A 12,662-nucleotide genomic window follows, 5' to 3' on the forward strand; every position below is an offset into this window, starting at 1 on the left:
AGGTCCCACGCCGTACGACAGTGGGGGCGCCCCTCCCGAGAAGGGCGCCCCCACTGTCGTATGCCTGTCGACCCGTCACGGGCCTAGCGACCCGTCACGGCCAGTTCCCACCGTTGCCATGGCCGTTCCCGTTGCCGGGACCGCCGTCGTTGCCCTGGATGAAGCCCTCCGGGATGGAGAAGGAGGGCTCGGGGAAGGTACCGCCGTCCGTGCCGCCGCCGGTCACGCCGCCGGCGCCACCGTTGTCGTCGCCGTTGTTGCCGTCCTCGTCACCGCGGCCCCTGTCCCGGTCCCGCTTCTGCGGGGCGTCGGGGATGTGGACGTAGTTGAACGGGGGAGCCTCCCTGCCCTCCAGCGCGCCGGACATCATCGACTTCCAGATCGGGCCCGGCACCCGGCCACCGAAGACCTTGTCGTGCCAGACGCCGCCGATGCTGATGCCCTCCATCTTGCGCTGGTGGGCCGGGTCGCCGACCCAGACCGCGCCGGACATGTTCGGGGTGTAGCCCACGAACCAGGCGGCGTAGCGCTCGTCGGTGGTACCGGTCTTGCCGGCGCTCTCACGGCTGTCCAGGCCCGCCTGGGTACCCGTACCGTCCTCGACCACGCCCCTCAGCAGGGTGTTGATGGTGTCGGCGGTGTTCTCGGACATCGCGCGCGAGCAGGTCGACTTCGGCACTTCGAGGGACTTGCTCTCCCCGCCGATCCGCTGGGTGATCGACTCGATGGCCACCGGGGTGCAGTACATCCCGCGCGCGGCGAAGGTGGCGTAGCCGTTCGCCATGGTCAGCGGGGACATCTCCTCGGTGCCCAGGGCGATGGACGGCCCCTGCTGCAGCTCGCCGCCGTCGGCGCGCTCGACGCCCATCTTCCTGGCCATTTCGATGACCGGGCAGACGCCGATCTCGGCGATCATCTCGACGAAGTAGGTGTTGACGGACTTCGCCGTCGCCTCCTTCATGTCGTACGGGCCGACCTCGGACTCGTTCTCGTTGGTGAGCTTGACGCCCTTCTCGTTCCAGCTCTTGCCGTCACACTGGGCGATCGGGCTCGGGTACTCCATCTCGTACGGCGACCCGTACACCTTCGTCGCCGGCATGCCCCCCTCTATGGCCGCCGCCGCCACGATCGGCTTGAACGTCGAACCGGGCTGGTAGCCGACGCCGCCGCCCATCGCCTGGTCCACCGACAGGTTGATCTGCGTCTCGTTCTTGCCGAAGCCGTACGGGCGGGACTGGCCCATGGCGAGGATCTTGCCGGTGCCGGGCTCGACGATGGTGGCGGCGGTCGCCACCTCGTCGTCCTGGTAGACGTGGTCCTTGACGGACTGCTGCACCGCGTCCTGCGCCTGCGGGTCCATGGTGGTACGGATGACCAGGCCGCCCTGGTTCCAGATCTTGGCCCGGTCCTCCTTGGTCTTGCCGAAGACCGGGTCGCTCAGGAACACCGCGCGGACGTAGTCGCAGAAGAAGCCGGCGCCCTTCACGGCGGTGATGCAGCCGTTCTTGGGGCGGCTGACGTTCAGCCCGAGCGGCTTTTCCTTGGCCGCGTCCGCCTCCGCCTGGGAGATGTCGCCGACCTCGGCCATGCGCTGGAGGACGGTGTTGCGGCGCTTGGTGGCCTCCTGCTCGTCGTTGACCGGGTCGTAGCGGCTGGGCGACTGGACGATGCCCGCGAGGAGGGCGGCCTCCTCCAGGTCGAGGTCCTTGGCGTTCTTGGAGAAGTAGCGCCGGGAGGCGGCCTCGACGCCGTATGCCTGCTGGCCGAAGAACGTGATGTTCAGGTAGTTCTCGAGGATCTTCTTCTTGCCGAGCTCCTCCTCCACCTGGATCGCGTACTTCAGCTCCTTGATCTTGCGGCCGAGGGTCTGCTGGGTGGCCTGGGCGACCTTGGTGGGGTCGTCGCCGGCCTCCTCGACGAAGACGTTCTTGACGTACTGCTGGGTGAGGGTGGAGGCGCCCTCGGCGACCTCGCCGCTCTGCGCGTTCTTGTTCAGGGCGCGCAGGATGCCCTTCAGGTCCACCGCGCCGTGCTGGTAGAAGCGGGCGTCCTCGATCGCGACGATCGCCTTCTGCATGTACGGCGAGATGTCCTTGAGCTCGACCACCGTGCGGTCGCGCGAGTACACCGTGGCGATGGTGCCGCCCTGGGCGTCGAGGATCGTGGTGCGCTGGCTCAGCGGCGGCGTCTTCATATTGGCCGGGAGCTCGTCGAAGCTCTCCACCGACCCCTTGGCCGCCAGCCCCAGCGCGCCGACGGCCGGCAGCGCGATACCGGCCATGACGGCGCCGGCCAGCACGCTGACACCGAGGAACTTGGCGGCCTGCTGCGTCGGAGACAGACCACCGCCTGAGGGCTTCTTTGGCATAGGGGCAGCCTACGTTCTCATTCGCCGGACAGGCGTATATGCCTTGGCCTAAGCTGCTCTCAACTGTCACAGCAGTGCGGCCATGTATCAATACGTCCGGCGACCCCGAATCGTTCCGGACGTGCTCCGACTTTTTGCCGGGGGCGTGTCCGAATCCGCCTTGTGTGTCACCTGGCGTCCGTTGTGACTCAACTGAACTGCCCTGAACGCCGGGAATGTCCTGCATGTCGCGGGCTCACTCCCGCGGGTGATCTGCCGCTTACGCATAGTCCGTTCGGGCCATTCAAGATTGGGCCCGAAGGGGGTGTTGCGCTGTGCCCACCTTCCGTAACGTCCTCAACTGGCGGCGGTGAATATGCCGCTGCCGCCGTGGGGGAGCCTCGATTCGGGAGAGGACGGCGCCGGTATGGGCTGGGTAACCGACTGGAGTGCGCAGGCGGCCTGCCGCACTACCGATCCGGATGAACTGTTCGTTCAGGGAGCAGCGCAGAACAGGGCCAAGGCGGTGTGCACCGGATGCCCGGTGCGGACCGAGTGCCTGGCCGACGCGCTCGACAACCGCGTCGAGTTCGGCGTGTGGGGAGGCATGACGGAACGGGAGCGCCGCGCGCTGCTGCGCAGGCGGCCCACCGTCACCTCCTGGCGCCGGCTGCTGGAGACGGCTCGTACGGAGTACGAGCGTGGGGCCGGCCTGGTGCCCCTCGACGACGACCAGGTGTACGAGAACTACGCGGCGGTGGGCTGAGGGCGCCCGTCGGCACCCTCACGGTCGCGGCCGCTCACCGGCGTCCACACGCCGCGGCCGCACTCACCGGCATCCCACGGCATCCCTGTGCCGCGCGGCACCTCACCGGTGTCGTCGCACCGCGGCTCGCCTCACCCGGCGTCCGGGCGGTCGCTGTCGGGCAGCTCCGGCCGACCGGCCGCGAGCCGGTTTCCGATGTCCCGCAGCCCCGCGAGGTCGTGCACGTCGCCGGGCAGCGCGGCCACTTCGGTCACCGCCACCTCGGGGTGGAGCGCGGTGAAGCGGTCCCGTGTGCGCTGCTCTCGGGAGAGCAGGTGCATACGGTCCGCGTGCAGTCTCAGCAGGCCCGCGGCCAGTGCGTCCGCGGACCGGTCGGGAGCGGGGTCGGTCTGGGTGCCGGACGGGTCGGACCCGGTCGCGGGGGATGACGCCGGGAGAGCCGAACTGCCGTCTGGATCGGGGGAGTTACGAACTCCAGCTTTCCCGTCCGGCTGATCCACAATGCGGGGCTCCTCAAGATTTTCCGCGGCGGCGAGCGCCCGCTCGGCCGACAGCCGGGCGGCGCCACTGCCGTGCACCCGGTTGAGCACCAGACCCGCCAGCGGCATGTTCTCGGCGGCCAGCCGTTCCACGAAGTACGCGGCCTCCCGCAGCGCGTCCCGCTCGGGCGCGGCGACCACCAGGAACGCCGTGCCGGGCGCCTGGAGCAGCTTGTACGTGGCGTCCGCGCGGGTGCGGAACCCGCCGAACGTCGTGTCCATCGCGGCCACGAACGTCTGGACGTCCTTCAGCAGCTGACCCCCCAGCAGCTTGCCGAGCGTGCCGGTCATCATCGACATGCCGACGTTGAGGAACTTCATCCCCGCCCGGCCGCCCAGCTTCGCCGGAGCCGTCAGCAGCCGGATCAGCCGGCCGTCCAGGAAGGAGCCGAGCCGCTTGGGCGCGTCCAGGAAGTCCAGCGCCGAACGCGACGGCGGTGTGTCGACGACGATCAGGTCCCACTCGTCGCGTGAGCGCAGCTGGCCCAGCTTCTCCATCGCCATGTACTCCTGGGTGCCGGCGAAGCCCGCGGAGAGCGACTGGTAGAAGGGGTTGTTCAGGATCGCGGCCGCCCGCTCGGCGTCCGCGTGCGCCTCGACGATCTCGTCGAAGGTGCGCTTCATGTCCAGCATCATCGCGTGCAGCTCGCCGTCGCCCTCGACGCCCTTCACCCGGCGCGGGGTGTTGTCGAGCGAGTCGATGCCCATGGACTGCGCGAGCCGGCGGGCCGGGTCGATGGTGAGGACCACGACCTTGCGGCCCCGCTCGGCGGCGCGCAGGCCCAGCGCGGCCGCGGTGGTGGTCTTGCCGACGCCGCCCGAACCGCAGCACACCACGATGCGGGTCTTCGGGTCGTCGAGCAGCGGATCGAGGTCCAGCGCGCGCGGGGCGGACAGATGACGCTCCGGGACGGTCTCCGCGCTCATGCGATCCCCTGCTTCCGCAGTTCGGTGGCCAGTTCGTACAGGCCCGCCAGCTCCATGCCCTCGGCCAGCAGCGGCAGTTCGTGCAGCGGTAGGCCCAGCTCGCCGAGGACGGCCCGCTGCTCCTGCTCCAGCGCGTACCGCTCGGCGTACTCCTCGGCCTGGTCGAGCAGCGGGTCCACCAGCCGCTCGGCGTTCCCGCCCCGCCGCGCCCCGCCGAGCCCCGCGGCCGACAGCGACCGCGCGAGCGCGGTGCGCGGCAGGGTCCGTACGAGTTCCAGATCGGCCGCGTCCAACACCTCGGGGCGGACCATGTTCACGATGACCCGGCCCACCGGGAGCCGTGCGGCGCGCAGTTCGGCGATGCCGTCGGCGGTCTCCTGGACCGGCATCTCCTCCAGCAGCGTCACCAGGTGCACGGCCGTCTCCGGGGACTTCAGCACCCGCATCACGGCCTGCGCCTGATTGTGTATCGGGCCGATCTTGGCCAGGCCCGCGACCTCGTCGTTGACGTTGAGGAAACGGGTGACCCGCCCCGTCGGGGGCGCGTCCATGACGACGTAGTCGTAGACGAACCGCCCGCTCTTGTCCTTGCGCCGGACCGCCTCGCATGCCTTGCCGGTCAGCAGGACGTCCCTGAGGCCGGGCGCGATGGTGGTGGCGAAGTCGATCGCGCCCAGTTTCCTCAGGGCGCGGCCGGCGCTGCCCAGCTTGTAGAACATCTGGAGGTAGTCCAGCAGGGCCAGTTCGGGGTCGATGGCGAGTGCGTACACCTCCCCGCCCCCGGGCGCGACGGCGATCTTGCGCTCCTCATAGGGCAGCGCCTCCGTCTCGAAGAGCTGTGCGATGCCCTGCCTGCCCTCGACCTCGACGAGGAGCGTCCGCTTCCCCTCCGTGGCCAGGGCCAGTGCTAGGGCCGCGGCGACCGTCGTCTTACCGGTCCCGCCCTTGCCGCTGACGACCTGGAGCCTGCTCACGCCTTCGAGCGTAACCATTCGGACGGCGTGACAATCAAAGGCTGTGGACAACGGGGGGCCCGAACCTGTGGAGAAACGGTTCCGTGACCCTGCGGGGCCGTGGCGGAGGGGTGCTGGAGGCCCCCGCGCCCACCCGGCGCGGCACCGCCCGTCGCAGCGGCTACAGTCGGCCCATGACCAAGTGGGAATACGCAACCGTGCCGCTGCTCGTCCATGCCACGAAGCAGATTCTGGACACCTGGGGCGAGGACGGCTGGGAGCTCGTCCAGGTCGTGCCCGGGCCGAACAACCCGGAGCAGCTCGTGGCCTACCTGAAGCGGGAGAAGCAGGCGTGAGCGCGGTCGAGGCGAAGCTCGCCGAGCTGGGGCTGACGCTGCCGGAGGTCGTGCCGCCGCTGGCCGCGTACCAGCCGGCCGTGCAGAGCGGCGTGTACGTGTACACCGCCGGCCAGCTGCCCATGGTCGAGGGCAAGCTCCCGGTCACCGGCAAGGTGGGCGCGGAGGTCACCCCGGAGGAGGCCAAGGACCTGGCCCGCACCTGCGCCCTGAACGCGCTGGCGGCCGTGAAGTCCGTCGCCGGTGACCTGGACCGCGTCAAGCGCGTCGTGAAGGTCGTCGGCTTCGTCGCCTCCGCCGCCGACTTCACCGGCCAGCCCGCCGTCCTCAACGGCGCCAGCGAGCTGCTCGGCGAGGTCCTCGGCGACAAGGGCGTGCACGCGCGCAGCGCGGTGGGCGTCGCGGTGCTGCCGCTGGACGCGCCGGTCGAGGTCGAGATCCAGGTGGAGCTGACCGAGGCGTGACGGCCGTGCCCGGCCGAGGCGCGAGGGGGCCGTTCCCGCGCGGGTGATCGTTCCCTCTCGAACATCCGCCCGCCACCGGATAGCCTCCGGACCATGGCGAACGGTCAGTGGTACCCCCCGGAGTGGCCGGAGAGGATCCGCGCGCTCGCGGACGGCACGCTCACCCCTGTGCCTCCCAAGCGCGCGGCCACCGTCATGCTCCTGAAGGACGGGCCGGACGGCCCGGCCGTGCACATGCTGCGCAGACGCGCCTCCATGGCCTTCGCCGGAGGCGCGTACGCGTACCCGGGCGGCGGTGTGGACCCGCGCGACGACGACCACCAGATCCGCTGGGCGGGCCCCACGCGCGCGTGGTGGGCCGAGCGGCTCGGCGTGGACGAGCGCGGCGCCCAGGCCGTCGTCTGCGCTGCCGTGCGCGAGATGTTCGAGGAGGCCGGCGTGCTGCTCGCCGGGAGCACCGCGGACACCGTCGTCGGCGACACCACCGGCGACGACTGGGAGGCCGACCGCGCGGCCCTGGTCGCCCGCGAGCTGTCCTTCGCCGAGTTCCTCGACCGGCGCGGCCTGGTGCTGCGTTCCGATCTGCTGGGCGCCTGGACCCGCTGGATCACCCCGGAGTTCGAGGCGCGCCGCTACGACACCTGGTTCTTCGTGGCCGCCCTGCCGGCCGGGCAGCGCACCCGTGACGTCTCCACGGAGGCGGACCGCACGGTGTGGATCCGCCCGGCGGAGGCGGCCGCCGGGTACGACAAGGGCGAGCTGCTGATGATGCCGCCCACCATCGCGACCCTGCGCCAGCTCATGGCGTACGGCAGCGCCGCGGAGGCGCTCGCGGCCGCGCCCGGCCGGGACATGAGCCCGGTGCTGGCCCAGGCCCGTCTGGAGGGCGGGGAGATCGTCCTGAGCTGGCCGGGGCACGACGAGTTCACCAAGCACGTCCCCACGGATTCGGCGCCCGCTCCGACGGATCCGGCGCCCGCTCCGACGGATTCGGCGCCCCCTACGACGGGCACCCGGCAGCCCCCGACGCACATCCCGACCGGTGGAGCCCCCTCATGACCGACGCCGCCGCCCTTCCCGGCCAGCCCCGTGGCGGGGTCCTGTCCGGCCCGGCCACCGCGCGCGCGGTGAACGTGCTGGCTCCCAATCCGTCCGCGATGACCTTGGACGGCACCAACACCTGGATCCTCGCCGAACCGGACTCCGACCTGGCCGTGGTGGTCGACCCGGGTCCGCTGGACGAGGGCCATCTGCGCCGGGTCGTCGACACCGCCGAGCAGGCGGGCAGGCGGATCGCCCTGACCCTGCTCACCCACGGCCACCCGGACCACGCCGAGGGTGCCGCCCGGTTCGCCGAACTGACCGGCACGCGCGTGCGTGCCCTCGACCCGGCGCTGCGGCTCGGCGACGAGGGCCTCGGGGCCGGGGACGTCATCGCCGTCGGCGGACTGGAGCTGCGGGTCGTCCCCACGCCCGGGCACACCGCCGACTCCCTGTGCTTCCACCTCCCCGCCGACCGGGCCGTCGTCACCGGCGACACGATCCTCGGCCGCGGTACGACGGTCGTGGCGCACCCCGACGGGCGCCTCGGCGACTATTTGGACTCCCTGCGCCGTCTGAGGTCCCTCACGGTCGACGACGGCGTGCACACCGTCCTGCCGGGCCACGGGCCGGTCCTGGAGGACGCCCAGGGCGCCGTGGAGTACTACCTCGCCCACCGCGCCCACCGGCTCGCCCAGGTCGAGACGGCCGTCGAGGACGGCTACCGCACGCCCCAGCAGGTCGTCGCCCACGTCTACGCCGATGTGGACCGCTCCCTGTGGCCGGCGGCCGAACTGTCGGTCCGGGCGCAGATGGAGTACCTGGAGGAGCACGGCCTGATCTAGCCGCGCGGCCCCCGGCTGACACCCGAGGCCGTGCGGCGAACCGATGCGCTCATGGGACCACCGTGTCGGTCGGCGAGCGCAGTGGCACCGCGGTCCTCAGCGGGCGGGGCTCACCGGGAGCGCTTGGCGAGCCGCTCCACGTCCAGCAGGATCACCGCGCGGGCCTCCAGGCGGAGCCACCCGCGCTGGGCGAAGTCGGCGAGCGCCTTGTTGACCGTCTCGCGCGAGGCGCCGACCAGCTGGGCCAGCTCCTCCTGCGTGAGGTCGTGGACGACGTGGATGCCCTCCTCGGACTGCACGCCGAAGCGGCGCGAGAGGTCCAGCAGGGCGCGTGCCACACGGCCGGGGACGTCGGAGAAGACCAGGTCCGACATGGCGTCGTTGGTCTTGCGCAGCCGACGGGCGACGGCGCGCAGCAGTGCGGCGGCCACCTCGGGGCGGGCGTTCAGCCAGGGCTGGAGGTCGCCGTGGCCGAGGCCCAGCAGCTTGACCTCGGTCAGCGCGGTGGCGGTCGCGGTGCGCGGGCCCGGGTCGAACAGCGACAGCTCGCCGATCAGCTCGCCGGGGCCCACGACGGCGAGCATGTTCTCGCGGCCGTCGGGCGAGGTGCGGTGCAGCTTGACCTTGCCCTCGGTCACCACGTAGAGCCGGTCGCCCGGGTCGCCCTCGTGGAACAGGGAGTCGCCCCGCGCCAGGGTCACCTCACTCATGGAGGCGCGAAGCTCGGCGGCCTGCTCGTCGTCGAGAGCAGCGAAGAGCGGGTTGCGCCGCAGAACGTCGTCCACGAGTTCTCTCCTTGTCGACCTGCTCAGGGGATCTTGTTCCCCCGGTGTACCAGGGGACCGTGGTGCCCATTTTGCCGGACGGTCCAAACAGTGTGATCTGTCACAAGGATGCCGCACTGGTGTCCGCTGTTAAGCGCCAGGGGTCCAATTGGGGGCCGATCTTCGCGGTCCGGGGCGGATGTCGGTGCCGGGTCGTAGGCTGGCCGGGTGTCCAAAACGCCGGTGAGAGCGCAGGCCGAGGGGGCTGGGCGGATGGTTGTACGGCGGGATTCCGCTGTGGGCGAACAGACCACTGACGGCGGTAGCAAGCCGACAGAAGCGACGAAACGGACGACAGGGAAGAAGGCGGCGGCTGTGAAGAAAACGGCGGCCGCGAAGAAGGCGCCCGGTGCTGCCGAGAAGGCGGCTGCGAAGAAGACGGTCGGCGCTGCGAAGAAAGCGACCGGCACCGCGAAGAAGGCGCCCGGCACTGCCAAGAAGGCGGCCGCGAAGAAGACCGCCGGCACCGAGAAGAAGGCGACCAGCACCGCGAAGAAGGCGGTGGCCCCCCTGAAGAAGACCACCGGCGCCGCCAAGAAGACCCCCGCCGTCGTGGCCAAGAAGGCCGACGCCACCGCCGCCGTGAAGGCCCCGCCCGCGAAGACGATCGCCGCCCGCTCGCCTCGCAGCGAGTCCCGCACGGCTCTCGTCCGCCGCGCCCGCCGGATCAACCGCGAGCTCGCCGAGGTCTACCCGTACGCCCACCCGGAGCTGGACTTCGAGAACCCCTTCCAACTGCTGGTCGCCACCGTGCTGTCGGCGCAGACCACCGACCTGAGGGTCAATCAGACCACTCCGGCCCTGTTCGCGAAGTACCCCACCCCCGAGGACCTGGCCGCCGCCAACCCGGAGGAGGTCGAGGAGATCCTGCGGCCCTGCGGCTTCTTCCGGGCCAAGACCAGGTCGGTCATAGGGCTGTCCAAGGGCCTGGTGGAGGAGTTCGGCGGCGAGGTGCCCGGGCGGCTCGAAGACCTGGTCAAGCTGCCCGGCGTCGGCCGCAAGACGGCGTTCGTGGTGCTCGGCAACGCCTTCGGGCGGCCCGGCATCACCGTCGACACGCACTTCCAGCGGCTGGTGCGGCGCTGGCAGTGGACCGAGGAGACCGACCCCGACAAGATCGAGGCCGCCGTCGGCGCGCTGTTCCCCAAGAGCGACTGGACCGACCTCTCGCACCACGTCATCTGGCACGGCCGCCGTATCTGTCACGCCCGCAAGCCCGCCTGCGGCGCCTGTCCCATCGCCCCGCTCTGCCCGGCGTACGGCGAGGGCGAGACCGATCCGGAGAAGGCGAAGAAGCTGCTGAAGTACGAGAAGGGCGGGCTGCCCGGCCAGCGCCTGAACCCGCCGCAGGCGTATCTGGACGCGGGCGGCAGGCCCGCGCCGCCGCTGGGGGCCGGATGAGGAGGCCGCCGCATCCCCGGACGGGGAGGCCGCCGCATCCCCGGACGGAAAGGCCGTTGTGTTCCCGGACGCGGACGCCCTCGGGTCCCCGGATGCGGAGGCCGCCGTATCCACCGGGCCGCGCGGGGGAACGATCACGGCGGGTCCGGGCGTTGGAACGGGTGGAACGGGGGTGGCGATGACACGCGCGAGCCATACGCAGGGTGTGACGCTCAGCAAGGAGGGCCTGCCCGCCTGGCTGGATCCGGTGGTGCACGCCGTGGAGACGGTGGAGCCGCTCCAGCTGAGCAGCTTCCTGCCGCCGAAGGACGGGGCGGGGCGGCAGTCCGCCGTGCTGATCCTTTTCGGCGAGGGCGCGCGGGGCCCGGAGCTGCTGCTGATGGAACGTGCCGGCACCCTGCGCTCGCACGCCGGGCAGCCGTCCTTCCCCGGCGGCGCCCTGGACCCCGAGGACGGCGACCCGGCGACCGACGGGCCGCTGCGGGCGGCGCTGCGCGAGGCCGAGGAGGAGACCGGGCTCGACCCGGCCGGCGTCCAGCTCTTCGGCGTCCTGCCCAAGCTGTACATCCCGGTCAGCAGCTTCGTGGTCACCCCGGTGCTCGGCTGGTGGCGCGAGCCGAGCCCGGTCGGCGTGGTCGACCCGAACGAGACCGCGCGCGTGTTCACCGTGCCCGTGGCGGATCTCACGGACCCCGCCAACCGCGCCACCACCGTCCACCCCAGCGGCCACCACGGCCCGGCATTCCTGGTGGAATCGGCCCTGGTCTGGGGTTTCACGGCCGGTGTCATCGACCGTCTGCTGCACTACTCGGGCTGGGAGCGCCCCTGGGACCGCGCCCGGCAGGTCCCGCTCGACTGGCGCGCATGACAGGGTGACGTCTGTGCGGTGCCGGTCCGGGGGAGACTGGGCCGTGTGACGCTGCGCGGCGGACCGGACACCGGGCCGTCCGAAAGGTACGGAAGATGACGAGGCGAGGCCCGAAGCAGTGAACGTGCTGGACATCCTGTTGCTGGTCGCCGCCGTGTGGTTCGCGATCGTCGGCTACCGCCAGGGCTTCGTCGTCGGCATCCTGTCGGTGATCGGCTTCCTCGGCGGGGGCCTGGTCGCCGTCTACACCCTGCCCGTCATCTGGGACGCCCTGACCGACAACACCGAGGTCAGTACGGGCGCCGCCGTCGTCGCGGTGATCATCGTCATCGTCTGCGCCTCGGTCGGCCAGGCCCTGACCACCCACCTCGGCAACAAACTGCGCCGGCAGATCACCTGGTCCCCGGCCCGCGCCGTGGACGCCACCGGCGGCGCCCTGGTCAATGTGGTCGCCATGCTGCTGGTCGCCTGGCTGATCGGCTCCGCCCTCGCGCAGACCACCATGCCGACGGTGGGCAAGGAGGTCCGCAACTCCAAGGTGCTGCTCGGCGTGTCGGAGGTGCTGCCCGACGCCGCCGACACCTGGTTCCAGGACTTCACCTCGGTCCTCGCGCAGAACGGCTTCCCGCAGGTCTTCAGCCCCTTCGCCAACGAGCCCATCACCGATGTGCGCCCGCCGGACCCGGCCCTCGCCAACAGCGCCGTGGCCGTGCGCGCCAAGCGGTCCATCGTGAAGGTGATGGGCACCGCCGACAGCTGCGGCAAGGTCCTGGAGGGCACCGGCTTCGTCTTCGACGACCGCCGGGTGATGACCAACGCCCATGTCGTCGGCGGCGTCGACGAGCCCACCGTGCAGATCGGCGGCGAGGGCCGCCGCTACGACGCCACTGTCGTCCTGTACGACTGGAAGCGCGACATCGCCGTCCTGGACGTGCCCGACCTGGACGCGCCCGCGCTGAAGTTCACCTCCACCGACGCCGAGAGCGGCGACGACGCGATCGTCGCCGGCTTCCCGGAGAACGGCGCGTACGACGTGCGCGCGGCACGGGTGCGCGGGCGGATCCCGGCCGACGGCCCGGACATCTACCACCGCGGCACCGTGCGCCGCGATGTGTACTCGCTGTACGCGATCGTCCGCCAGGGCAACTCCGGCGGCCCCCTGCTCACCCCCGAGGGCGAGGTCTACGGCGTGGTCTTCGCGAAGTCCCTGGACGACGCCGAGACCGGCTACGCCCTGACCGTGGACGAGATCGCCGAGGACATCGCCGAGGGCCGCACCGCGACCCAGGAGGTCGACAGCGACAGCTGCGCGATGTAGCGCCGGCCGCGCG

At 71.3% G+C, this 12,662-nt stretch carries 12 protein-coding genes; 8 read left to right on the forward strand and 4 right to left on the reverse strand.

The window, feature by feature from the left end; genetic code table 11:
- Positions 1–94: 94 nt before the first annotated feature.
- Positions 95–2,368, reverse strand: coding sequence for a transglycosylase domain-containing protein (locus ACSU6M_RS18620; protein ID WP_437070880.1), 2,274 nt, complete (start codon positions 2,366–2,368; stop codon positions 95–97).
- A 406-nt stretch (positions 2,369–2,774) separates the two neighbouring features.
- On the opposite strand from ACSU6M_RS18620, the gene wblA reads away from it, so the two are divergent.
- A complete protein-coding gene (wblA, locus tag ACSU6M_RS18625) occupies positions 2,775–3,113 on the forward strand; it encodes a transcriptional regulator WblA (protein ID WP_402493800.1) in 339 nt (112 codons plus the stop codon).
- 131 nt (positions 3,114–3,244) lie between these two features.
- On the opposite strand, the gene ACSU6M_RS18630 is transcribed toward wblA, so the two are convergent.
- Positions 3,245–4,579 (reverse strand): ArsA family ATPase, encoded by a 1,335-nt coding sequence (locus ACSU6M_RS18630; RefSeq protein WP_437070881.1) that lies wholly within the window; start codon positions 4,577–4,579, stop codon positions 3,245–3,247.
- Positions 4,576–5,553, reverse strand: coding sequence for an ArsA family ATPase (locus ACSU6M_RS18635; protein ID WP_437070882.1), 978 nt, complete (start codon positions 5,551–5,553; stop codon positions 4,576–4,578). The genes ACSU6M_RS18630 and ACSU6M_RS18635 overlap by 4 nt, the downstream gene beginning before the upstream one ends.
- A gap of 173 nt (positions 5,554–5,726) precedes the next feature.
- On the opposite strand from ACSU6M_RS18635, the gene ACSU6M_RS18640 reads away from it, so the two are divergent.
- The 4 genes from ACSU6M_RS18640 to ACSU6M_RS18655 all read left to right on the forward strand — a co-directional run bounded on the left by ACSU6M_RS18640 (position 5,727) and on the right by ACSU6M_RS18655 (position 8,238).
- The gene (locus tag ACSU6M_RS18640; protein WP_003975360.1) at positions 5,727–5,888 is read left to right on the forward strand and encodes a DUF4177 domain-containing protein; all 162 of its coding nucleotides are present in this window, start codon (positions 5,727–5,729) and stop codon (positions 5,886–5,888) included.
- Positions 5,885–6,352, forward strand: a complete 468-nt coding sequence (locus ACSU6M_RS18645) for a RidA family protein (RefSeq protein ID WP_437070883.1) — start codon at positions 5,885–5,887, stop codon at positions 6,350–6,352. Before ACSU6M_RS18640 ends, ACSU6M_RS18645 begins: the two co-directional genes overlap by 4 nt.
- Positions 6,353–6,445: 93 nt before the next feature.
- The gene (locus ACSU6M_RS18650; RefSeq protein ID WP_437070884.1) at positions 6,446–7,411 is read left to right on the forward strand and encodes an NUDIX hydrolase; all 966 of its coding nucleotides are present in this window, start codon (positions 6,446–6,448) and stop codon (positions 7,409–7,411) included.
- Positions 7,408–8,238: an MBL fold metallo-hydrolase gene (locus tag ACSU6M_RS18655; protein ID WP_437070885.1), complete on the forward strand. Its 831-nt coding sequence runs from the start codon at positions 7,408–7,410 to the stop codon at positions 8,236–8,238. Before ACSU6M_RS18650 ends, ACSU6M_RS18655 begins: the two co-directional genes overlap by 4 nt.
- 110 nt (positions 8,239–8,348) lie before the next feature.
- Here the strand turns inward: ACSU6M_RS18655 and ACSU6M_RS18660 are convergent, their stop codons facing one another.
- Complete coding sequence (locus ACSU6M_RS18660) at positions 8,349–9,023, reverse strand: Crp/Fnr family transcriptional regulator (RefSeq protein ID WP_029382547.1); 675 nt, start codon at positions 9,021–9,023, stop codon at positions 8,349–8,351.
- Between the two features lie 354 nt (positions 9,024–9,377).
- Between ACSU6M_RS18660 and nth the strand changes: the two genes are divergently transcribed.
- From nth to ACSU6M_RS18675, 3 genes are all read left to right on the forward strand, one after another.
- Positions 9,378–10,463 carry an endonuclease III gene (nth, locus tag ACSU6M_RS18665; protein ID WP_437070886.1) on the forward strand — a complete coding sequence of 362 codons (1,086 nt, stop codon included), beginning with the start codon at positions 9,378–9,380 and terminating at the stop codon, positions 10,461–10,463.
- A 178-nt stretch (positions 10,464–10,641) separates the two neighbouring features.
- Positions 10,642–11,331 (forward strand): NUDIX hydrolase, encoded by a 690-nt coding sequence (locus ACSU6M_RS18670; RefSeq protein ID WP_437070887.1) that lies wholly within the window; start codon positions 10,642–10,644, stop codon positions 11,329–11,331.
- Between the two features lie 118 nt (positions 11,332–11,449).
- A complete protein-coding gene (locus ACSU6M_RS18675) occupies positions 11,450–12,649 on the forward strand; it encodes a MarP family serine protease (protein WP_437070888.1) in 1,200 nt (399 codons plus the stop codon).
- Positions 12,650–12,662 lie beyond the last annotated feature (13 nt).

Source organism: Streptomyces sp. enrichment culture (assembly GCF_964272895.1).
GTDB lineage: Bacteria > Actinomycetota > Actinomycetes > Streptomycetales > Streptomycetaceae > Streptomyces.